The sequence below is a fragment of the Microbacterium sp. GQ128 genome, assembly GCF_059758615.1.
The window spans coordinates 862554-885176 of record NZ_JCAXDY010000002.1 but is presented as its reverse complement, the minus strand read 5'-3'; the positions used below and the strand labels follow the sequence as shown (position 1 = coordinate 885176).

20 protein-coding genes are annotated in these 22623 nt (G+C 69.3%); 5 read left to right on the top strand and 15 right to left on the bottom strand.

What is annotated here, in order from left to right:
- Positions 1-144: 144 nt before the first annotated feature.
- From rocD to AC6CHX_RS10215, 8 genes are all read right to left on the bottom strand, one after another.
- On the bottom strand, positions 145-1356 hold the full coding sequence (gene rocD, locus AC6CHX_RS10250) for an ornithine--oxo-acid transaminase (RefSeq protein WP_498272729.1): 1212 nt from the start codon (positions 1354-1356) through the stop codon (positions 145-147).
- Positions 1353-2231, bottom strand: coding sequence for a dimethylargininase (gene ddaH, locus AC6CHX_RS10245; protein WP_498272728.1), 879 nt, complete (start codon positions 2229-2231; stop codon positions 1353-1355). Before ddaH ends, rocD begins: the two co-directional genes overlap by 4 nt.
- Before the next feature lie 171 nt (positions 2232-2402).
- Entirely contained in the window at positions 2403-3404 is a 1002-nt protein-coding gene (locus AC6CHX_RS10240) for an NAD(P)-dependent alcohol dehydrogenase (protein ID WP_498272727.1), read from the bottom strand.
- Positions 3401-3637: a helix-turn-helix transcriptional regulator gene (locus AC6CHX_RS10235; protein WP_498272726.1), complete on the bottom strand. Its 237-nt coding sequence runs from the start codon at positions 3635-3637 to the stop codon at positions 3401-3403. Before AC6CHX_RS10235 ends, AC6CHX_RS10240 begins: the two co-directional genes overlap by 4 nt.
- The gene (locus AC6CHX_RS10230) at positions 3637-4071 is read right to left on the bottom strand and encodes a hypothetical protein (RefSeq protein ID WP_498272725.1); all 435 of its coding nucleotides are present in this window, start codon (positions 4069-4071) and stop codon (positions 3637-3639) included. Before AC6CHX_RS10230 ends, AC6CHX_RS10235 begins: the two co-directional genes overlap by 1 nt.
- A gap of 205 nt (positions 4072-4276) precedes the next feature.
- A complete protein-coding gene (locus AC6CHX_RS10225; protein WP_498272724.1) occupies positions 4277-7933 on the bottom strand; it encodes a proline dehydrogenase family protein in 3657 nt (1218 codons plus the stop codon).
- Between the two features lie 142 nt (positions 7934-8075).
- A complete protein-coding gene (gene pntB, locus AC6CHX_RS10220; protein WP_498272723.1) occupies positions 8076-9473 on the bottom strand; it encodes a Re/Si-specific NAD(P)(+) transhydrogenase subunit beta in 1398 nt (465 codons plus the stop codon).
- Positions 9470-11023 (bottom strand): Re/Si-specific NAD(P)(+) transhydrogenase subunit alpha, encoded by a 1554-nt coding sequence (locus AC6CHX_RS10215; protein ID WP_498272722.1) that lies wholly within the window; start codon positions 11021-11023, stop codon positions 9470-9472. Before AC6CHX_RS10215 ends, pntB begins: the two co-directional genes overlap by 4 nt.
- A gap of 186 nt (positions 11024-11209) precedes the next feature.
- Between AC6CHX_RS10215 and AC6CHX_RS10210 the strand changes: the two genes are divergently transcribed.
- The 3 genes from AC6CHX_RS10210 to AC6CHX_RS10200 are packed head-to-tail and all read left to right on the top strand — an operon-like array spanning position 11210 to position 13067.
- Entirely contained in the window at positions 11210-11914 is a 705-nt protein-coding gene (locus tag AC6CHX_RS10210; protein WP_498272721.1) for a hypothetical protein, read from the top strand.
- Positions 11911-12471, top strand: coding sequence for a DUF4352 domain-containing protein (locus AC6CHX_RS10205; RefSeq protein WP_498272720.1), 561 nt, complete (start codon positions 11911-11913; stop codon positions 12469-12471). The genes AC6CHX_RS10210 and AC6CHX_RS10205 overlap by 4 nt, the downstream gene beginning before the upstream one ends.
- A complete protein-coding gene (locus tag AC6CHX_RS10200) occupies positions 12468-13067 on the top strand; it encodes a hypothetical protein (RefSeq protein WP_498272719.1) in 600 nt (199 codons plus the stop codon). The genes AC6CHX_RS10205 and AC6CHX_RS10200 overlap by 4 nt, the downstream gene beginning before the upstream one ends.
- On the opposite strand, the gene AC6CHX_RS10195 is transcribed toward AC6CHX_RS10200, so the two are convergent.
- Both AC6CHX_RS10195 and AC6CHX_RS10190 read right to left on the bottom strand, forming a co-directional pair.
- Positions 13022-14422 (bottom strand): hypothetical protein, encoded by a 1401-nt coding sequence (locus tag AC6CHX_RS10195; RefSeq protein ID WP_498272718.1) that lies wholly within the window; start codon positions 14420-14422, stop codon positions 13022-13024. The two genes, AC6CHX_RS10200 and AC6CHX_RS10195, sit on opposite strands and share 46 nt — an antisense overlap.
- 43 nt (positions 14423-14465) lie before the next feature.
- Positions 14466-15026, bottom strand: a complete 561-nt coding sequence (locus tag AC6CHX_RS10190; protein WP_105723880.1) for an acyl-CoA thioesterase — start codon at positions 15024-15026, stop codon at positions 14466-14468.
- A gap of 131 nt (positions 15027-15157) precedes the next feature.
- Here AC6CHX_RS10190 and AC6CHX_RS10185 point away from each other — a divergent pair, with 131 nt between their 5' ends.
- Positions 15158-15667 (top strand): GNAT family N-acetyltransferase, encoded by a 510-nt coding sequence (locus AC6CHX_RS10185; protein ID WP_168429446.1) that lies wholly within the window; start codon positions 15158-15160, stop codon positions 15665-15667.
- A 66-nt stretch (positions 15668-15733) separates the two neighbouring features.
- On the opposite strand, the gene AC6CHX_RS10180 is transcribed toward AC6CHX_RS10185, so the two are convergent.
- The 3 genes from AC6CHX_RS10180 to AC6CHX_RS10170 form a co-directional block, all read right to left on the bottom strand.
- On the bottom strand, positions 15734-16885 hold the full coding sequence (locus tag AC6CHX_RS10180; RefSeq protein ID WP_498272717.1) for an acetyl-CoA C-acetyltransferase: 1152 nt from the start codon (positions 16883-16885) through the stop codon (positions 15734-15736).
- Between the two features lie 151 nt (positions 16886-17036).
- Entirely contained in the window at positions 17037-18191 is a 1155-nt protein-coding gene (locus AC6CHX_RS10175; RefSeq protein ID WP_498272716.1) for an MFS transporter, read from the bottom strand.
- Positions 18192-18199: 8 nt separating this feature from the next.
- The gene (locus AC6CHX_RS10170; RefSeq protein WP_498272715.1) at positions 18200-19375 is read right to left on the bottom strand and encodes an L-tyrosine/L-tryptophan isonitrile synthase family protein; all 1176 of its coding nucleotides are present in this window, start codon (positions 19373-19375) and stop codon (positions 18200-18202) included.
- A 555-nt stretch (positions 19376-19930) separates the two neighbouring features.
- Between AC6CHX_RS10170 and AC6CHX_RS10165 the strand changes: the two genes are divergently transcribed.
- Positions 19931-20365: a hypothetical protein gene (locus tag AC6CHX_RS10165; protein WP_498272714.1), complete on the top strand. Its 435-nt coding sequence runs from the start codon at positions 19931-19933 to the stop codon at positions 20363-20365.
- Here the strand turns inward: AC6CHX_RS10165 and AC6CHX_RS10160 are convergent.
- Together AC6CHX_RS10160 and AC6CHX_RS10155 are read right to left on the bottom strand one after the other, a co-directional pair.
- Positions 20340-20780 (bottom strand): ASCH domain-containing protein, encoded by a 441-nt coding sequence (locus tag AC6CHX_RS10160; protein ID WP_498272737.1) that lies wholly within the window; start codon positions 20778-20780, stop codon positions 20340-20342. The genes AC6CHX_RS10165 and AC6CHX_RS10160 overlap by 26 nt on opposite strands.
- A gap of 55 nt (positions 20781-20835) precedes the next feature.
- Positions 20836-22623, bottom strand: coding sequence for a cytochrome b/b6 domain-containing protein (locus AC6CHX_RS10155; RefSeq protein ID WP_498272713.1), 1788 nt, complete (start codon positions 22621-22623; stop codon positions 20836-20838).

The window sequence follows — 22623 nt, the reverse complement described above, 5'->3', positions numbered from 1 at the left end:
GCATCCGGCATCCGGCATCCGGCATCCGGCATCCGGCATCCGGCATCCGTGCCACATGTCGGACGGATGCACGGATGCAGGGCGACACGCCGTGTTCCGCCCCGACATCCGTCCGTTCTCCCGACATCCGAGCCGGGACCTCGATCAACCGAGCACGAGCTTGAGCTGCTCCACCGCCCAGTCCAGTTCGGTCGCGCGGATCACCAGCGGCGGCGCGATGCGGATGGTCTGACCGTGCGTGTCCTTCACGAGCACGCCCCGATCGAGCAGCTTCTCGGCGATCTCGCGGCCCGTCCCCTTGGCGGGGTCGATGTCGACGCCCGCCCAGAGACCGGCGATGCGGACGCCTGTCACACCGTGGCCGATCAGCGGCTGCAGCGCCTGCTCGAGATGCGCGCCGAGTGCCCGGGCACGCTCCTGGAACTCACCCGTCTGCAGCATCTCGACCACGCGCAGGCCCACCGCCGCAGCGAGCGGGTTGCCGCCGAAGGTCGAGCCGTGCTCACCCGGACGGATCACACCGAGCACGTCGCTGTTTCCGACCACGGCCGAGACGGGGAGGATGCCGCCGCCGAGGGCCTTGCCGAGCAGATACAGGTCCGGCACGACGCCCTCGCGGTCGCAGGCGAACGTCTCGCCCACGCGTCCGAGTCCCGCCTGGATCTCGTCGGCGATGAACAGCACGTTCTTCTCGTCGCAGATCTCGCGGATGCGGCGCAGGTAGCCCTCCGGCGGGATCACGACGCCGGCCTCGCCCTGGATCGGCTCCACGAGCACGGCGGCCGTGTCGTCGGTGATCGCCGCGGCGATGGCATCCGCGTCGCCGTACGGCACGACGTCGAATCCCGGCGTGTACGGACCGAAGTCGTCGCGTGCCTGCTCGTCGTCGCTGAAACTCACGATCGTGGTCGTGCGGCCGTGGAAGTTGCCGGCGGCGACGATGATGCGCGCCTTGCCTGCAGCGATGCCCTTGACCCGGTATCCCCAGGCGCGGGCGACCTTGATGCCGGTCTCGACGGCCTCGGCGCCGGTGTTCATCGGCAGCACGAGGTCTTTGCCGGCCAGCTCCGCGAGCGCCGCGGCGAACGGCTCGAGCCGGTCGCTCTGGAACGCGCGGCTGACGAGCGTGACCCGGCCGAGCTGCTCGGTGAGCGCGGCCACGAGCGCCGGATGCCGGTGTCCGAAGTTCACGGCCGAGTATGCGGCGAGCAGGTCGAGGTAGCGCTTGCCCTCGACATCCGTCACCCAGGCACCCTCACCGCGGGCGATGTTGACCGGCAGCGGGTGGTAGTTGTGCGCGACGTGCGGCTCGGTGTTCGCCTCGACGGCGCCGTCGGCGATGTCGACCGCGGTCACTCGGCACCCCGCAGCTCGAGCGTGCAGCACTTGATGCCGCCGCCGCCGAGCAGCAGCTCGGAGAGGTCGACGGTGATGGGGTTGTATCCGCGCTCGCGCAGCTGCTTCTCGAAGCCCTTGGCGCGCGGCGAGATGATCACGTTGTAGCCGTCGCTCGACGAGTTGAGGCCGAACACCGCGCCGTCTTCGTCCGACACGAGGATCGCGTCGGGGAAGCGCTTCTCGAGCTCGGCGCGGCTGGCGTCGTCGAAGGCGCCCGGGAGGTAGGCGATGTTCGCGCGCTCGGGGCCGCCGTTCTCCGTGCCCTGCACCGGGTCGAGCACGGCGATGGCGGTGTCGAGGTGGTAGAAGCGCGGGTCCACGAGGTTCAGCGAGACGACCTCGCGGCCGAACACTTCGCCCACCTCGCTGTGGCTGTCTCCTGTGGAGCGGAAGCCGGTGCCGGCCAGGATCACGTCGCCGACGAGCAGGAAGTCGCCCTCGCCCTCGTTGACCTCCTTCGGCATCACGGTGTCGTAGCCCGCCGCGCGGAACCAGTCGGCGAACGCCGGGGCCTCACCCTGCCGCTCGACGAAGCGGAACTCGGGCACGTATGCGCGGCCGTCGATGAGGAATCCGCCGTTGGCCGTGTAGACCATGTCGGGGTAGCCGGCGAGCGGCTCGATGAGTTCGACCGTGTGGCCGAGCTCGAGGTAGAGGTCGTGCAGCTTCTGCCACTGCGCCACTGCGTTGGCGGTGTCGGTGGGCCGCGACGGCTCCATCCACGGGTTGATGGAGTAGTTCACGGTGAAGTGCTCCGGCTTGCACATCAGGTAGTGACGGCGGTGCGCGGTGCGGGCAGGTGCGGTGGAGACGGCGGCTTCAGGCGTCGACATGGATGCTCCTCGAATGGACGGGCGCGGCGGACGCTGTCCTGGGGCCCGGCGGTCCTTCGACCCGCTGCTCGTTCAGAGCCGGCGACGGGGAAGATGCGACTCGGGCACGCCGGAGTCCATTGTGTCACCCGCCCCCTGTGCGCCGCCAGAGCCGCGCCCCATCCGAGGCCGTCACACTCCCGAGCTGCGGACGATGACCTTCCCGACAGTGTGCCCGGCCTCGAGGTGGGCGAGGGCGGCGGATGCTTCCGCGAACGGGTACTCGCGCTCGATCACGGGCACGATACGGCCGTCGGCGACGAGCTCGAGGAGCTTGGCCAGCACCTCGGGTCGCGGCGTCGCGGCGAGGGGACGGATGCGCCGCGAGCCGATCGACAGCACCGCAGCCCGCAGCATCCGCGGGATCGGTCCCAGCACGTGCCCGCCGTCGCCGGTGACCAGCACGATCCGGCCGCCGTGCCCGACGAGGCGCTGCAGCTCGCGCAGCGGCATCCCTCCGGCGATGTCGACGATCGCGTCGAAGCGGCCGGCCGGGATCTCGCTCAGCGGCGACTCGCGGTGGTCGAACGTGCGCACGGCGCCGAGGCGCTCGACCAGCGGGGCGTTGCGGGCGCTGCACGCGGCCCAGACCTCGGCCCCACGGAGCGCGGCGAGCTGCACCGCGAACGTGCCGACGCCGCCGGATGCGCCGATGATCAGCACCCGCGGAGCCTCTCCTCCACGCAGGCCGACGCCGGCGAGATCGAGGGCCTGCCACGCGGTGCCGCCGGCGATCGGGAGGGAAGCCGCGGCCTCGGCCGTGATGTCGGGCGGGGTCGGCACGAGCCGGGAGGCGGGCACCCGCACGTACTCGGCGAGTCCTCCGCCTCCGACCAGCTCGCCCACGACGTCTTCGCCGATCTCGGCGCTCACGACGTCGGGACCGACCGCGACGACGGTGCCGGCGACCTCCATGCCGCGCACCGGGTGCTTCGGACGGGTGAGGCCGAAGATCGGGCGCACGAGCAGTGGATCACCGAGCAGCAGCCGCACATCACCCGCGTTCAGCGAGGTGGCCCGCACCTTCAGGAGCACTTCTCCGCGATGCGGCACCGGCACCGGGATCTGCTCGAGACTCACCCCGGACGACGGGCCGTAGGTCTCGCGTCGCCAGGCGTTCATCGTCTCGGTCATGATGCTCCTCCGGATGCGGGTGGGGCGGGGTAGGTGAAGAGGTCATCGAGCCCGACCCCGAACGCCCGCGCGATCTGGAACGCCAGCTCCAGTGTGGGCGAGTACTTCTGCTGCTCGATGGCGATGAGCGTCTGCCGGGTCACACCGACGGTGCGGGCGAGCTCGGCCTGGGTGAGGCCCGCCTGCTCGCGATGTGCACGGATGCTGTTGGAGACGAGGGTCGGCTTGACCATCAGATGAGCCCCCGCCGGTAGGCGATCACGCGGGCGACGCCGCCGACGAGCGCCGAGATCGCGAAGCCCAGGTACATGGTGTTCGCGATCCAGAAGACGTCGGCACCGACCGCGCACAGCGCGATGACCCCGAGCCCGGCGATCACGACGAAGGCCTGCTCGACCCGCCCGCCCATGCGGCTGATGTCACGGTCGCGGATGTCGGAGCGGCCGGCGCCGTCCGGGTCCTTCATGCCGGCGAGGATGCCCCAGACGATGCTGATGACGATCGTCGCGACGATGCCTCCGACGATGGTCCACAGCATGAGCGGGAACCAGTCGACGGTGGTGAGCGGCGCTCCCCCGGCCTGCTGGAGCACCAGCACGACGTAGACGATCAGCGCGATCGGGCTGACGATGAGTCCCGCCCAGGCGTTGCGTTCTTCGTAGACCATGATGCCTCCGATGTAAAAGATTCTTGACACTCACGCTACGCCCGCGGGGCGGTTGTGTCAAGAATTCTTTACACGCCTACGCATTCCGGTCGCAGTTCCTGCCGCACCCACGCGAATCGGGCGGCAGGAAGTGCGACCGGAGCATCAGCAAGCGGCAGGAAGTGCGACCGGAGCATCAGCAAGCGGCAGCGGGCGGCAGCCGAGCTCAGATCACGTCGCTGCTCCAGGGATCGAGGTTGCCGTAGCGGTGCGCGGTGATCGAGATCGACTGCTCGTGCACGAACGGCAGCAGCTCGATCCGGGCGGCCGCCGTGACCTCGCCGTCGTATACCGCGAGGTCGGGATCGCCCCCGGATGCCGTCGCCAGGGCCGTGTGCAGCGCGGCGACCGCGGCGCGACCGCCGACCAGCCGCACCCGGTCGCTCACGGGCAGCGCGGCAACGCCCTCCACGGCATCCTCCGCGCGGAGCATCCGCTGCATCCACTCCTCGTCGGTCTCGAGGAAGACCGCGGCGTCGAGGTCGCCGAGCGCGCGGCGCACGTCGGCGGGCAGGCCGACCGGCGTCGAGAGGACGAAGTCCGCTCCCGAGCGCACGCCCGCGATCACCACGCGCAGCAGATCCTGCAGCGCCGCATCTTCCGTGGCCCGGATCTCGACCGGCACCGGACGGTACCGGAAGAGGTTCCGCTCCACTCCGAGGTGCGACACGTCGCGCACCTGCCCGAACTCGCGGTCCCAGGCCAGGGCATCCGAGAGCGCTGAGCGCCGCAGCCATTCGAACGCCTCGTACTCGAGCGACGACTGCGCCGACTCGATGAGCGCGGTGATGCGGGAGTCGAGCCCTCGCAGATGCAGCGTGCTGGATGCCGGTCCGCCCGGCTGCGAGCGCCAGGATCCGAGCCCGATCAGGTAGTTCGGGCCGCCCGCCTTGGCGCCGGGACCGACGGCCGAGCGCTTCCAGCCGCCGAACGGCTGCCGCTGCACGATCGCCCCGGTGATGCCGCGGTTCACATAGAGGTTGCCCGCCTGCACGCGGTCGAGCCAGAAGGCGAGGTCGTCCCGATCCTGGGTGTGCAGCCCGGCGGTGAGCCCGTAGGCGACGGCGTTCTGCAGCTCAACGGCCTTCTCGAGGGTCGGCGCGTGCATCACCCCGAGCACCGGCCCGAAGAACTCCTCGGTGTGGAAGCGCGACCCCGGCTGCACGCCGACGCGGATGCCGGGCCGCCACAGCCGCCCGCTGCCGTCGTCTCCGGCGTCGAGGGCGGGCTCGATCAGCCACTGCTCCTCGCCCTCGAGCTCGCTCAGCGCCCAGGCGAGCTTGCCCTGCGGCGGCTCGATCACCGGGCCGACCTCGGCGAGCGGATCGGTGGGCGGGCCGATGTGCAGCGAGCGCACGGCATCCGCGAGCTGCCGCTTGAACCGCGGCGACCGGCCGACGGGTCCGACGAGGATCGCGAGAGACGCGGCGGAGCACTTCTGCCCCGCGTGCCCGAACGCGCTCTTCACGAGGTCGGCGACGGCCAGGTCGAGGTCGGCCGACGGGGTGATGATCATCGCGTTCTTGCCGCTGGTCTCGGCGAGCAGCGGCAGGTCGGGTCGCCAGGAGCGGAACAGTGCGGCGGTGTCCCATGCGCCGGTGAGGATCACGCGGTCGACCGCGTCGTGCGTGATGAGCTCGCGGCCGAGCTCGCCCTCCTCGATGTCGACGAGCGCGAGCAGGTCACGGGGGATGCCCGCCTCCCACAGCGTCTCCGCGATCACCGCGGCGCAGCGGCGCGCCTGCGGGGCCGGCTTGAAGACGACGCCCGAACCTGCGGCGAGCGCGGCGAGCACTCCGCCGGCCGGGATCGCGAGCGGGAAGTTCCACGGCGGCGCGACGACCGTGACGGATGCCGGCACGAACACCGCACCCGCGATCGCGTCCAGCTCGCGCGCGGTGGCCGCGTAGTACCGGGCGAAGTCGACGGCCTCGCTCACCTCGATGTCGGCCTCGGCGAAGATCTTGCCGGTCTCGGAGGCGGCGACCTCGATCAGGTCGCCCCGTCGGGCTTCCAGCGCGGCCGCGGCGCGCAGCAGCACCTCGGCCCGTTCGGCGGCGGGGCGGGCGCCCCAGGCCGGAGCCGCGCCTCGGACCCCCTGCACGATCCGCTCGAGGGATTCCGCATCCTCGATGCGCGCGGCCGCGATCGTGGCGTCACCGAGCTCGGACGAGGCGATGCGCTCCCGCACCCCGCGCGCCCAGTCGCGGTTCACCGGCAGCGCCGGGTCGCTGTCGACCGAGTTCGAGAAGCCCGGAGCACCACCGGCATCCTGCTCCAGCTCGCGGGCGGAGTACACCGCCGTCTCGAGGAAGGCCTCGCGACCGCCGCCGTCGTCGGAGCCGCGCGAGATGCCGAGCACGGCCTGGGTGAGGTCGGTCTCCGGCAGCGGGGCCACGGGCGAGGGACGCAGCGCTTCGTGCACCGGTGCGCTCCGATCCTGCGTGCGACGCGGTCCGGTGCGCAGCGTGGGATCGTCCGAGCGGTCGAGTGCGTCGAGGAACCGATCCTGCTCCCGCACGAACAGGGCCTCGTCATCGCCGAGCCGGAACGCGGCGGAGAGGAAATTGTCCGGAGAGGCGTTCTCCTCGAGCCGCCGCACCAGATAGCTGATCGCGACGTCGAACTCGGCAGGCGCCACCACGGGCACGTACAGCAGCACGGGCCCGACCTCGCGCGAGACGGCCTGCACCTGCCCCTGCGCCATGCCCAGGAGCATCTCGAACTCGACGGCCTCGCGCACGCCCCGCTCCCCGGCGAGCAGCCAGGCGTAGGCGATGCCGAACAGGTTGTGTCCGGCGACGCCGAGCTTCACGGCGGCGGCATGCTCGGGGCGCAGCGCCCAGTCCAGGCAGCGCAGATAGTTCGCGTCGGTGTCGAGCTTGGTGTCGTAGGTCGCGGGCGTCCAGCCGTGCATCCGCGCCTCGACCTGCTCCATCGCGAGGTTCGCGCCCTTGACGAGGCGCACCTTGATGCGGGCGCCGCCGTGCGCGACGCGGTCCTGCGACCAGGCGGTCAACTCCTGCAGCGCGGGCAGGGCGTCGGGGAGGTACGCCTGCAGCACGATCCCGGCCTCGAGCCCGGCGAGCCGAGGGTCTTCGAGGATGCGCGTGAACACCGCGATCGTGAGGTCGAGGTCGCGGTACTCCTCCATGTCGAGGTTGATGAAGGTGCCGTCCGCCGCGGCCGTCAGATACAGCGGGAGCAGCCGCTCCACCACCTCGTCGACGATCTCGTCGAACGCCCACATCGACAGGTGGCTGACGATGGCCGACACCTTGACCGAGACGTAGTCGACATCCGGCCGCCGGATCAGGTCGTGGATGCCGTCGAGGCGCCGCTTCGCCTCGGCCTCGCCCAGCACGGCCTCGCCCAGCAGGTTGAGGTTCAGGCGCGAGCCCGTGGCCCTGATGCGTGCGATGGCGGCTTCGAGTTTGGCGGGTCGCGCGTCGACCACGAGGTGCCCGACCATGTCGCGGAGCACCTTCCGCGCGATCGGCACGACCGGCGACGGCAGGATCGGCGCGACTCCCCCGCCGAGACGCACGACCGAGCGCAGGTACCAGGGCAAGAACTCCGGCACGATCGGCGCGATCCGATGCAGCTGCGAGGCCGCGGCCGCCAGGCTCTCCGGGCGCATGACGCCGTCGACGAAGCCGAGCGTGAACGGCAGCCCGTTCGCATCCTGCAGCACTCCGGCGAGACGGGCGGCAGCGGGGTCGGGTTCGATCGCGGCGGCCTCGATCGCCCACCGCCGAGCAAGCTCGACAGCACGGTCTGCGAGGGGTGCGGATGCCACGGCATCCGCCGGGATGTCAGCCATGACTTTCACCCTAGGTCTGGATGCGCCCGATTCCGCGCCGCGCCGCCCGTGCTCGTTCCGTTCCGGTCGCATTTCCTGCCGCTTTCTGGCGTGCGGAGCGACAGCAAGTGCGACCGGAACAGGGTGAGCACCGGGGGGACAGCTACAGCGCGGCGATGATGTCCTCCACCCGCTGCTTCGCGTCGCCGAACAGCATCTGCGCGTTGTCGCGGAAGAACAGCGGATTCTGCACGCCCGCGTACCCGGCGGCCATGGAGCGCTTGAACACGATGACGTTCTCGGCCTCCCACACCTTGAGCACCGGCATCCCCGCGATCGGGCTGCCCGGGTCTTGCGCGGCGGCGGGATTCACGGTGTCGTTCGCGCCGATCACGAGCACGACCGAGGTCGAGGCGAGGTCGTCGTTGATCTCGTCCATGCTGAGGACGATGTCGTACGGCACCTTGGCCTCGGCCAGCAGCACGTTCATGTGCCCGGGAAGACGGCCCGCCACCGGATGGATGCCGAACCGCACGTCCACGCCCCGCTCGCGGAGCCTGTGGACCAGGTCGGCCACCGGGTACTGCGCCTGAGCGACCGCCATGCCGTAGCCGGGGGTGATCACGACACTGCTCGCCGCGGCGAGCATCTCGGCCGCGCCCTCGGCGGTGATCTCGCGGTGCTCGCCGTACTCGGCGTCGTCGGCAGTCGGTGCCGCAATGCCGAAGCCGCCGGCGATCACCGAGAGGAAAGAGCGGTTCATGGCCTTGCACATGACGTAGGAGAGGTACGCACCCGACGATCCGACCAGTGCGCCCGTGACGATGAGCAGGTCGTTGTTCAGGAGGAATCCGGCCGCAGCGGCCGCCCACCCGGAATAGCTGTTGAGCATCGAGACGACGACCGGCATGTCACCGCCGCCGATAGATGCGACCAGGTGCCAGCCCAGCGCGAAGGCGAGCACGGTGACCGCGATCAGGAGCCACAGCTGCTGGTCGTTCACGAACCAGACGGTCAACGCCACGAAGGCGACGAGCGCCCCGATGTTGAGCCCGTTCTTGCCCGGGAGCATGAGCGGCTTCGACGACATCTTCGCCGAGAGTTTGAGGTAGGCGACGATCGAGCCGGTGAAGGTGACCCCGCCGATGAAGACGCCGATGAAGACCTCGGCGTTGTGGATGCCGACGAGCTGAGGGGCGATCTCCGGATGCGCGAGGTAGCCGTTCCAGCCCACGAGCACGGCCGCGAGTCCGACGAAGCTGTGCAGGAGCGCGATGAGCTCCGGCATCCCCGTCATCTCGACCCGCCGTGCCCGCCACAGGCCGACGGCCGCGCCGATGAGCACAGCGGCGACGAGCAGACCGAGTCCGAGGAACGCGCCGGTGCTCCACGCATCCGCCACGGTGAGGGCGACGGTCGCGACCAGCGCGATGGTCATGCCGGCGATGCCGTAGACCACGCCGGCACGGGCGGACTCGTGGCGGCTGAGGCCGGCGAGGCTGAGGATGAACAACAGGGCGGCGACGATGTAGGCCGCCCCGGCGAGCGCGTCGACGGTCACTTCCGGCCGCCCTTCGCTGAATTCCCGAGGGTGAACATCGCGAGCATCCGGCGGGTGACCGCGAACCCTCCGAAGATGTTGATGGAGGCCAGCAACACCGCCACAGCGGCGAGCACCTGCACGACCGGCAGCGGCGAGGTGATCTGCAGCATCGCGCCGACCACGATCACACCCGAGATCGCATTCGTCACCGACATGAGCGGGGTGTGCAGCGCGTGGTGCACCTTGCCGATCACGTAGAAGCCGATCACGACCGAGAGCACCAGCACCGTGAAGTGCTGCGGCAGTGGAGCCGGCGCGAACGCGTTCACGGCGAACAGTGCGGCGATGCCGACCACGATGAGGGCGATGCGGCGCGCGGTGGACATCTTCTTCGGCGGCGCGACCTCGACCGGTGCCGCCGCAGCCTTCGCCGCGGGGGCGGCCGCGACCTGCACGGCGGGCGGGGGCCAGGTGACCTCCCCGTCGCGCACGACGGTGACCGAGCGCTGCACGACGTCGTCGAAGTCGATCACCAGTTGCCCGTCCTTCGCTGGAGTCAGCAGGGCCACGAGGTTGGCGAGGTTCGTGCCGTAGAGCTGCGAGGCCTGGGCCGCCAGGCGCGATGCGAGGTCGGTGTAACCCAGAATGATCACGCCGTTGTCGGTGACCACCCGCTCGCCCGCGACCGAGCCCTCGACGTTGCCGCCGTGACCCGCAGCCATGTCGACGATCACGCTGCCCGGCTTCATCTGCGCGACATCGGATGCCGTGATCAGGCGCGGCGCCGCACGCCCGGGGATGAGCGCCGTGGTGATGACGATGTCGACGTCGGCGGCCTGCTCGGTGTAGATCTCGGCGGCCCGGCGGTCGTAGTCCGCGCTCGTCGCCTTGGCGTAGCCGTCGGTGGAGGCGGCGACCTCGACATCGACCGGAAGATACGTGCCGCCGATCGAGGTGACCTGGTCGGCGACCTCGGGACGCGGATCGGTGGCCCGGACGATCGCGCCCAGACTCGAGGCGGCGCCGATGGCTGCGAGCCCGGCGACGCCGGCACCCGCGACCAGCACCTTCGCCGGCGGCACCTTGCCCGCGGCGGTCACCTGCCCCGTGAAGAAGCGACCGAACTCGTGCGCGGCCTCGACGACGGCGCGATACCCGGCGATGTTCGCCATCGAGCTGAGCACGTCCATCGACTGCGCGCGCGAGATCCGCGGCACGGCATCGAGCGCGACGGCCGTGATCCCCCGCTGCGCGAGCGACTCGACCAGGTCGGGGCGGAGCGCCGGCGAGAGCAGCGCGATGAGGGTCGCACCATCGGAGAGGAGCGCGATCTCGTCGGGGCCGGGCGCCGTGATGGCGAGGACGACCTCGCTCCCCCAGGCATCCGCGCGGTCGACGAGTGTCGCCCCCGCCGCCGCGTATTCCGTGTCGGGGTATGAGGCGGCCGCGCCCGCTCCCCGCTCGACCCTGACCGTGTGACCCAGCTTCCCGAGCGACGCGATCGTCGCCGGGGTGGCCGAGACCCGTGCTTCGCCCGCAGGCTCCCGCACGATGCCGATGACTGCCACTGCATCCTCCTCCGCCCGTCTGCGTCGACGGGATCACCGGGGCGTCTCTGCCCCTGACTTCCCGCTCAGAGTACTGAGGCGCGCGCCGGAAGTGCCCGTCCTGAGCCCGCATGACGCAGAAAGATGTGTCGTTCTTGTGGAAAGCGGAGGAGCGATCCGCCGCCCGCGCGGTCCTAAGCTGTTGCCGTGACCACGACGCCGCCGGAGAGCCCCGCCCAGGGGCAGGATCCGGCCGTCACCGCGGCGAATGCGAGCGCGAGGGCGAAGGTCCTCGGTTGGGCTCGACGCAGCATCGACCTCATCCCGACCTCGTGGCTCATCACCGGCGCCGGCGCCGTGCTGCTGGCGACCACCGCCGTGTTCGGCGGACTCGAGGCCGCAGCAGTCGATCCGATCCCGGTCGTCGAGGTCGGCGAGACCTTCACGGGCTCGGAACTGGAGATGACCGTCGTCGGTGTGGAGCTGCGCGACGAGCTGAGCGCTGAGAGCGGCCAAACCCTGGTCTTCCCGGACGAAGAGAAGGGCGAGCGAATCCTGGTCGTCACGGTCGACGTCGTCAACACGTTCGACAAGCCGCGACCGTCGACGGCGAACGGCCCGCAATCCCCGGTCCTCGACGGCATCCGCATCGAGGGGCTCGACGCAAAGGGCGATGTCCTCCGTGCCGACGACGGCGAGGGCGCACCCCGGTTGCAGCCCGACGTCCCCGCCCGCATGCTGCTCACCTGGATCGTCGGGCGCGACGACTTCCACGACGGCGACGAGATCACCCTCACCCTCCCCGAATCCGACCACTACGTCGGGCAGAGCGTGATGCGCGGCGACTACTGGCAGGACGTCCGCGTCGGAGCGACCCTGCCGGCGACCATCGACGAGGTGACGCTCCCGTGAAGAAGCACGTCCTCATCTGGCTCGCCACCGTCGCGCTCCTCGTCTGCGCGTGGGGCGTCTCGAAGGCGACGCTTCCCGACGACGCCCCGAACGCCCCGTTCCCCACGGTCGCGAAGATCGGCGAGGAGGCCTCGACGCGCAACCTCGTCGCGACCGTGACCGACGTCCACCTCGCGGATCGGGTCACGGATGCGAAGGGCTGGTCGGCCGTCGGCACCTGGCTCGTCGTCGACCTCGAGGCCGCCACCGGCGTGACTCAGGATCTGAGCTCGTCCCGACTCGCGGAGCTCACGATCGGTGACCGCACCTTCAGCGCGACCGATCGCGGCACGACGTTCGCCGCGGAGCGGCTGGTCACCGGCGTCCCCCGCTCCGGGAGCCTCGCGTTCGAGCTGCCGGATGACGTGACCGGCGATCGGGCGACGCTCCGTCTGGGCGTGCCGGGGTCCGGGGTCGGCGAGGTGGTGCGCGATGCCGTGATCGACCTGCCGATCGACCTTTCCGCGCTGCCCGTCGAAGCCGAGGTGCTCCTCGACGAGAACGGATGGGCCCGATGACGATCCCGCTCCCACCCGTCCCGCCCGCACCTCGCGAAGACCCGGCGATGGCGGATGCCCCGGCGAAGCCGCCGTCCTGGTGGCGGCGCAACGCGCTGGCGCTGGTCGCGCTCGTCCTCCTCCTGCCGGCGACCGCCATCGCGGTGGGGTGGCAGGAGTGGTACCAGTACTTCGGATTCGGCGCCCGCGCGGTCACGCCCGTGGTGGTCGCCGAAGACGAGAAGACGGATCTCGCCGGCGCCGGCTGGGGTCCGGTGCGCGGCGGCGAGATCGAGGATCTCTCGGGTCTCGACGTCCCCGACGGCACGCGCCTGATCGCGGTCGGGGTGCCGGTAGATCCTGATGCCGAGGGGATGGGATGCGAGACGCCGACCCTCGTGGAACAGTCGACGGGACGCGAGTGGAGTCCCGTCCGCGCGGAGATCGGGCTGGAATGGAGCGCGGACGAACCGGAGACCTGCGTCAGCGATCAGACCGGCTCCTACGAGCTGATCGTGCCGTTCGTGGTGCCCGAGGATGTCGAGGGCCCCTTCTGGGTCGACGTGCGCCCCTACGACGCCGGCGGCTCCTTCGTGAGGTTCGAGTTCGAACCCTGACCTTCGACGCCGTCCCTGACGGGGGCTGTGACCATCGCGGCGGCGACGGCATCCACCGACGAGGGCAGGAGGCCTGCGGCATCGGCGACCGCGCGCATCTCACCCTCCTCCGTCGAGACGCCCGCCGTGTCCGTGCGGTCCTGCTGGCGCTTGCGCAGCCGCGCGAGGGTGGCGTCGTACGCACCGCTGATCACCGCGATGCGCACCGGCTCCATGAGCAGCAGCGGCACGAGCGAGACGAGAGGTGCGGCGATCGCCCAGAACACGTAGTCCTGCGGGCCGACCAACCGGGTGATGCCGAAGCCGAGATAGGACTCGAGCGCCTTCACGATCACGTAGAGCAGCGCGTAGGAGCCGACGAGCAGGGGTCCCGCGCGCCACATGAGCAGCAGCGCGCGTCCGATCGGGCGGAAGCGGGCGCCGAGCTCCTCGCCGAGATCCTTGAGCCGGCGCACGAGTGGGTTGGGGATGACGGCCGCATGGGCACGCACCCGGGCGATCAGTTCGCTCTCCACCCGCAGCTTCTCGGCCACGATCGCCTGGCCGAACACCACACCCGCGATGGTGAGCCACGCCAGCGGAGCGAGGAGCACCGGCCCCGCCTCGGAGAGCAGCCAGCCGATCCCCTCCCACAGCCAGCGCAGCGGGGCGACGGCATCCAGGATCTGCTCCCTGACCGTCTCGAGGAAGGCCATGGCCGCGCGGCTGTCGACCCACGCCTTGATCGTGTCGAAGATGTCGCCGAGCACCATCACCGAGAAGAAGACCCAGACGACCTCGAAGTAGACCGCGACCGGCGACAGCCACTTCGCGAGCGTCGCCGACCACTTCGACCACGCCCAGCGGCCGGCGAACGCGAGCACGATGATCGAGATGGTCCAGACGTTGATCGGCAGGTTGAGCACGGTGTCGACCGAGCTGACCGGATCGTCGCCGTTGACAGTCGCCCACGCGATGATGCCCTGGCGCACCTCGAGAGCGCGCATCGAGTACGCCCGCACGTCTTCGCCGAGCAGCCCCTGCGCCCAGTAGACCGCGAAGAAGGGGAGGATGCCGGCGAGCAGCGCCGAGAGGAAGGTGCGGCGGCGGTCCGCGGCGGCCTCGGGCAGGGGGGCGACTTCCTGCAGGTTGCGCAGCCCGTCGCGCAGGACCAGGAACATCGCGACCAGGCTGATCAACCGTGCGAGGATCCCGATCGGCAGGACGAGGAACCCGACGGTGGCGGAGTACGCGCCGATGAACCCGGCGATCTCGGTGATCACGTAGTGCACCAGCACACCGGCGAGATACCACGCCATGAGCGCGGGCCAGTGTCTCCACAGCACGCGCCCGGTGGTCTTCAGGATCGCCAGCACACGGTCAATATATCGCTGCTCGTGCGCGGCGCTGAGGACGAGGTCAGCCCCAGACGCTCGGCGCCTTCACCCGCACGGGCGGGAGGGCGGATGCCGCGGCCCAGTCGTGCACCCACGCATCGATCTCCGGCACGCCCTCGGGCTTGCCGACCGCGGCGAACAGCTCTTCGTTGCTGACCGTGCCGCCGGTGCGACGCAGCATCCGCGCCCGCACGATCGCCCGCGCGTAGACCTCGCCGTCGACCACGGCGCGGTGCTCGAGGAACAGCGCCTTCTCGTCGTGGCCGATGAACCGCGACTGCACCTCGAACCGCTGCCACAGCTGCAGCGACTTGCGGAACGTGATCGTCTCGCTGGAGACGACCGCGTACCAGCCGCGATCCTTCATCGCGTCGAACAGCCCGGTGCGGATCAGCTGATCCCAACGTCCGAGGTCGAACAGCGACAGGTAGCGGCCGTTGTTCATGTGGCGCAGGATGTCGAGGTCGGTCGGCAGAGTGGTGATGGTGATGCTGCCCACCGCCGTCGGGTCGAGGGTCTTCCCCCGCCGCACGCGGCGCCGGGCGCCGAGGATCACCAGGAGGGTCCGCCAGATCACGTTCACGAGGAACGATCGTAGCCAGGCGTGCACGATCTGCGAACATCGTTGTACGAACCCTCCAAGCCGGCACGTCGAGTGTCATCGAACATCCACCCGATTTCCGCTTCGCGGATGCCGCGCGTAGAGTCACGATCATGAGCGCCGAAGCCCAGCCTGAAGTCATCGTCCGTCCGGTCCGTGATGTGGATGCGGAAGCCCTCGGTCGCGTGCACGCGCAGTGCTGGCACGAGACCTACGACCACCTGATCAGCAAGGCTGCGCTCGAGAAGGTCTCGCCCCGCCGCATGGCCGAGCTGTGGACGCACTGGGCCTCGCAGGGTCCCGAGTTCAAGATGAACGCCGCGCTCGTCGACGGCGAGATCGTCGGATTCGTCGGCTCCGGCCCCGCCCGCGACAAGGATGCTCCGGCGTTCCGCGAGCTGTACTTCATCTACCTGCTCGACGCGTACCACTCCACCGGCATCGGCCAGAAGCTGTTCGACGCCGCGGTCGAGACCGACGAGCCGCTGTATCTGTGGGTCGCCGAGGACAACCCCCGCGCGCACCGCTTCTACACGCGCAACGGTTTCCGGCTCGACGGCGCGACGCACACCGAGCCGTTCCTCGGCGAGACGCTGACCGAGGTCCGCTTCGTCCGCCCCTGATCCCGATTTCCGCTGAAGCGGGCCGCTTCCCTTCGGGGAGGCGGCCCGTCTCGTTTCGGGGAGCGGTCAGAGACGCTCGATGATGGTGACGTTCGCGACGCCGCCGCCCTCGCACATGGTCTGCAGGCCGTAGCGCCCGCCGGTGCGCTCCAGCTCATTGAGCAGGGTCGAGAGGATGCGCGTGCCGGTCGCGCCGATCGGATGCCCCAGAGCAATGCCACCGCCGTTGACGTTGACCTTCTCGTGCGGCACCCCGGTCTCCTGCATCCAGGCCAGCACGACCGAGGCGAAGGCCTCGTTCACCTCGAAGAGGTCGATGTCCTCCGGGCGCAGGCCCGTGCGCTCCAGCGCCTGCCGCGTCGCGGGGATGGGCGCGGTCAGCATGAGCACCGGGTCGTCGCCGCGCACCGACAGGTGATGGATGCGGGCGCGCGGAGTGAGTCCGTGTTCCTCCACCGCGCGCTCGCTCGCGATGAGCACGGCACTGGACGCGTCGCTGATCTGCGAAGCGACCGCGGCGGTGATCCGACCGTTCGGGGCGAGGGGCGCAAGGCCCGCCATCCGTTCCAGCGATGTGTCACGGCGCACGCCCTCATCGTGGTCGAGGCCGTTCAGCGGTGCGATCTCGTTCGCGAAGCGGCCCTCGTCCTGCGCGCGTGCCGCGCGGCGATGGCTCTCCAGGGCGAACTGCTCCATCTCCTCGCGGGAGATGTCCCACCTCTCGGCGATCAGCTCGGCGCCACGGAACTGCGAGATCTCCTGGTCTCCGTAGCGGGCGCGCCAGCCGGGTGATTCCGCGTAGGGGGTGGTGAAGCCGTATGCCTCCCCCACGGTCGCCGCCGCGGTGAGCGGCACCTGCGACATGTTCTGCAACCCGCCCGCGATGACGAGGTCGCTCGTGCCGCTCATCACCGCCTGCGCCGCGAAGTGCACGGCCTGCTGACTCGACCCGCACTGTCGGTCGATCGTCACTCCTGGCACGTGCTCGGGGAATCCAGCCACGAGCAGTGCGGTGCGGGCCACGTTGCCCGCCTGTCCCCCGATCGCGTCGATCGTTCCGAAGATGACGTCGTCGACGGCGCCGGGATCGATGCCCGTGCGCTCGACGAGAGCGGTGAGACTGTGCGCGCCGAGGTCGGCCGGATGGATGTCGGAAAGCGAGCCGCCGCGTCTGCCGACAGGTGAGCGGACCGCGTCGACGATGTATGCCTCTGCCATGTTCTTCCTTTCGTGGGGTGCGCCGCCGCCGTCTCGATGCGTGCGCCGATCATCGCATAGGAGACTGGCTGTGACAGCCCGCGTGGGGACTACTTCTGACGATCGACTGTCGGTCAGCCACTTCCACCACCGCCCCAGGGCCCAACCGGCCTCACCGCGCGTGCCGCGCCTGAGAAACGAAGAGCAGCGCGAAAACCAGGATGAGTACGCCCCCCACTTGCGCGAGGACAGGATAGCCGAGGGTCGTCACGACAACGCCTCCGAGAATCGACGCGACTCCAGCAGATACGTTCATGGCGAAGTCCGAGGTGCCCTGTGCAACGATGCGGTGCGCTTCCGTCGACCCCTGCGAAACCAGAGTCGACCCCGCGATCACGGAAGCAGACCAACCGACGCCCAGCAGAAGCAGGCCGCCGCCGAACACCCATGGACTCGTATGATGAGCGCTCGCACTGGCGAGCGTAGCCGCTGAGACGAACAGGACGATTCCGCCGAAAAGCGCGACCGGCAAGGCTCCGAATTTCGAGGAAGCGAGCCCGAAGATCGGGCTGAGAGCGTACATTCCTACGAGATGGATACTCATGGACAATCCGATGAGCACTGGAAGGAGATTCGCCTGATCGAGATGAACTGGAGCCATCGACATCAAAGCGATCATCATCGAGTGAGCGACGGCACTGATGCCGATTCCGAACGCGATCTTTCGTTCGCGCAGAATTCGGAACGATATACCTTTCGGTTTTAGATCGCCCTCGGCGGGTAGCGGCGCAACAAAGGAGACGACAAGCGCGGCGATCAGATATATCCCTCCGACCATGAGAAAGGCGAGACTGTCAGATCGGCCGACGAAAGAAATCATATTCGGCCCCAGCAGGGAACCGACGGCCGCAGCCCAAAGCACGTAAGAGATTTGTACAGACCGCTCGCTTGCACTGACACCTTCCGCGGCCGCGAATCTCAAGGAGAGGCTTGCAACGGTGCCTCCACCGACAAAAAAGAGCCCGAGCAACACCAGCGGCCAAGTCGTGAGCAAGGCCCCCCACGAGGCGATCGTTGAACCGATGACGGCCACGAGAAACGCCGCGAGCATCGCCACCTTGCGACCACGTCGCGCCGCGAGCCACATCGCTGGAAGGGTCAGTAGGCTCGCCCCGATGATCATCGAGGTCTGCGCGAGGCCTCCGATGGCGGTGGAGTCCGAGATTCGAGCAACCGCAACGGTGGCAACGGTGAGCACGAGCCCCGCCGCCGCCGCGGCGAATGCTTGAGCGATGCCGAGAAGGAGCGTTCGCCGATGCCCAGGCATTCAGGTGCCTAGAAGGGCGTCGGCCCGTGCGTCCGACAACGGTAGTAGAGCGGGGCTTCGTCACCAGCGACGAAGACGGCCTCGTAATGTTCGAAATCTTGATAGATCGTAGACTCGTACCGCGTCACGATCGATCCGTCGTCGAATACGATGGGAACGCCATGCCACGGCGATATAGCCGTCCGCTCGTCCGTGAGGCGTGGCGAATACTGGTGGGGTTTGGGGTGGACCGTACCCCTGATGGCCTCAGGGAAGGCGCGACGGATCAGCTGTACCTTTTGCAGCTTCGTCATAAGAACGGCATATTCGAACGCCGTATTCTCGGCTCGCTCTTGCATGATCCTGTCTGCGCGGGCGAAGAATGCCGGGAGGTCAACCTCGGCAGACCTTCCACTTTTGTAGAGTTCAATAACGGCTGCGGAGATTGCGACAGTCTCAGTTCCCTGCCGTAGCGCGCGCGTAAGTGAGGCGCGTTCACGAAAAGTACCATCAGCCCATCCAGCGCGGACTTTCTCACGCACTTCGCGATCAACAGCGCTCAGCTCATACGCGTGTTCCGCCATGAGGTCCTGCATGTCGACCGTCCGAATCTCGCCGGAGGCGCGAATCAGTGCGATCTGACCGTCAAGATTGCGGCCGTACGGCATGGCCTCTTCGTGCATGTACCCATAGAAGGGCCGATAGGCCTTGCCATCGAGGATCAAGACGAAACGAAGTCCTGGCGCATAGATGGTCGCCACGGAGTCAGCGATATTCTTCAGCCTTTGAAGCGCGTACAGTTCGCCGAGATCCGGGGCGACCCTGCGGTGGGCCGCAGGGTTGTGCGGCCTCCCGGCGAAAGACGGCAGCACGATCTCGATCTTCCGCCTGGCGCCGACAGCGGCTCGAACGCGTGCTCGGACGTCACTGTCAGCTGTCGAACTGTGCGCGGCCGACCCCTTTCGGAATTCGGCGTGATTGAGGATGGTGAGGATCGCCTCTGCGGTATCCACCCGAGCGTGCGCACCATGCGAATCCAACACTTTGGCGTGCAGCCCTTGAAAGGTATCCACATCGAACGTTTGGACGGTCGCTGAGGCCATCGGGCGCCAACGTTCAGCTGCATCCAACAGTTTCCAGGGATCTGTTGTCCAATCAGCACTCGTGTAACTCACATGCTCGAAGCGACTTCGTTGGGCATCCAATCTCGCGACTCCTTCACTGTTCAAAGCGATCCTGTACTAACATGCTACCTACTAACACGTGGATAGCAATGAGGAGAAACTATGGCACGGGATCGCACGAAGCTGCGTTCGTTCTGGATGAGTCGCGCCGCTGCGGTTCTGGGCGTCAGCGCAGCGATGGTCCTTGGAACTGCGGCCGCCGCATCGGCTTATGCTCCACCGGCCTGCGTGCCGAAGAACCAATCTCAATACGGCTACATCAGCATCAGCTGGAAATACGCAGGAGGGTGGTACTCAGCGGGCTCTGGTGGATACAAGTACACCTGGGTCGCGTCTTGGTCCGGCGGGTCGGACCAAGGCTCGTCGTCCTGCACCCTCTGACATCGAGTCGAAACGCAACCATTCGGTCTTAATGTGCCAGACCAAGCCGACGCCCGCCCATGCCACGATCCGTGACCTTCCGGCCTGACGAGCGTCGACAGAACCTGCCGGCTTCGACCGCACCGAAGCCGTGCCGTCGATTAGCCTTAAGTCTTGGGAACTATGGCCAAAGGTCATAGACGTGGGGGGAATCGCATGGAACAGCAGGGGACAACGAACGACGTCACACGACGGACGCTGGTGCGCGCTGCGGCCTGGTCCGTACCGGTGATCGCCGCGGCGGTCGCCACACCGCTCGCCGCCGCATCGCGCCGGGCGGAGTTCACCGTGGACATGGCGCCGGCGAGCGTCGTCGGCGCGACGTTCACCTGGCCGGGGGCGGTGATCGAGAACACCGGGACGACGCCGCTGACGCTGACCTGGTCGATCGAGGTGACACCGACGCTCGATTCGCTCAGCGGTCCGCTCACCGGCGCCATCACCATCCCGCCCCAGAGCTCCGCAACCGTGGCGGCCGGCGTGAGCGGCTACTACGTGGCGGCCGCGTGGGAGACGAAGCTGCTCCTGACCCTGATCCATGACGGCGGCTCGCAGACTCCCGAGATCAGCTTCCGGGCCGAGGAGCACTAGCGGGGGCGGCCGGGAGCAGCAGCCGGAAGCGCTCGCAGATCACCGGCATGTCCGGCGCGTAACCGCGCGGGTTCTCGGAGTGCCGGCGCCAGTACCGCTCGTGCACCTCACGCCACTGCGCGAGGGTGCGATCACCCTCACCCTCGGCGAATGCGTGCGCCTCGTCTACCTCGTCGAAGGGCACGATGTCGATGGCGGTGGTCTCGATCACCGCCCGCGGCGCGCCGGCTCCGTCGAGGATGATGCTCAGCTCTCCGACGACCGGCAGCGGGTCTCCGCTCTGCTCGTAGTCCCACAGCGACGAGGCGGTGCCCACCTTGGTCCCGGCGAGCACCACCTCCAGAAGCTCGTCGGCGTGCTCCGGCGTGGCACCGAACGCCCAGGCCTCGGGCTGCTTCTCCGGCAGCTCCGGCATCGCGATCCTCGCGTCGCGCCAGTAGTCCTGGATCCGTGTGGTCTCATCCACCGCGTCAGCGTCCCGAGACCTTGCCGAACACCTTCGCGATCGGCGCCAGCACGAGCGGTCGGGCGGCCACCCAGGCGATCGCGATAACCACGAGCGAGAGGATGAACACCCAGAACCCGGTCCAGGTGACCGCATCCTGCGACGCGAACATGTGGTTCAGGTTGCGCAGGAACCCGGTCAGCATCACGAGCGCGACATGGGCGCTGATGAACGCCACGAAGTAGAGCATGACCGGGAAGTGCAGCGCTCGCGCCCACTCCACCGGGTACGCCTTCGAGAGCTTCTCGGCCTTCTTCGGCCACAGCCCCGACATGCGGAACCCGGTGATGGCCGCCAGCGGCGCGGCGAGGAACACGGTCGCGAAGTAGGCGAGCTGCTGCAGGCTGTTGTAGTTGTTCCAGCCGTTCTCGTGCGGCCAGTCGAACGAGACGTACTGCAGCGCTGCGGACAGCGCGTTCGGGAACACCTCCCAGCTCGTCGGCACGATGCGCACCCAGTGCCCCGTGACGAACAGCAGCACGACGAAGGCCACGCCGTTCACCAGCCACAGGATGTCGAGCGCCTGGTGGAACCAGAGGTTCAGGCTGATCTTGCCCTTCGCATTCCCGCGCGGCGTCCAGAACACCGTCGGCCGCTTCTCGGTGCGCACCTGCAGCCCCGAGCGGATGATCAGCACGATCAGGAACATGTTGAAGAAGTGCGCCCAGTTGGCCCACGGCGCGAAGCCGGGCTCCACCGCGATCGCCGGCTCGTACTCGCCGGGGAACGCCGCGAGGAAGTCCTGCATGAACGGGAAGCTCAGGAGCGCACGCACGAAGGCGATGGCGGCGCCCGCCAGCACCCCGAGCGCCGCGGCGCCGAAGAGGACGGCGATGGCCTGCGGCCAGGTCGGACGCGGGCGACCCGAGGCCGGAGCGGATGCCGGAGCCTCGGTGACGTGTCGCGGGGCGCGACCGTTCCACACCGTGCGCGTCCAGGGCAGCGGGACGGCGAGGTCGGCGAGCACCGGGACGACCGCGGAGCCGGCGGCCGGGGCGGAGCCGGCGCCAGGCGCGGCGGCGGGCTCCGGGGCGGCCGAAGCTGTGGGCGACTCGCCGACAGCGGACTGGGCGACAGCGGGCTGGACGGGCGTGGCTGCGGCCGCGCTCTCGACCGCAGCGGAGGCGGCAGGACTCGTCGCTGCCGCGGTCGGCACGGTGTCTGCGGGCGGCCACGGATCGCCGCCGACGACGCGCGGCAGGCCGCGACGGACACCGCCGGCAGACGCGGCTTGCGCTTCCGCGGCAGGAGCCCCGTGCGGGCCGGCCGCACCGGCAGCGGGGTCGGCGCCGGCGGCAGCAGTCGCGGCGGCAGCACCCTCGGCGACCGGCGCCGCCGCGGTCGCCGCCGTGGTCGTGGCCGCGGCCGAGGCGGGGACGACAGGCGTCGCCTGCGGGGCCGCAGTGGCCGTCGCCGGCACGGGAGCACCATCAGCCGGGGGCCACGGCTCTCCACCGGGCACACGCGGCAACCCACGACGGATGTGCCACTCACCGCTCGCCACGGCGCCGACCACGGCGGCAGGAGCCACGGCGACAGGCGCCGCGACTCCCTCCGCGTCGGCGACAGCATCCGTGGTCATCGTCGCGGCGGCCGGATCGGCGACGGCGGGCACGACCGGAGCCACCGGCCGTTCCACAGCATCCGACACCGCATCCGACCCCACAGCATCCGACACCACCGCAGCGGCCGGCGGCCACGGCTCCCCGCCCGGCACACGCGGCAGACCGCGTCGCAGCATCCGCGTCGCCAT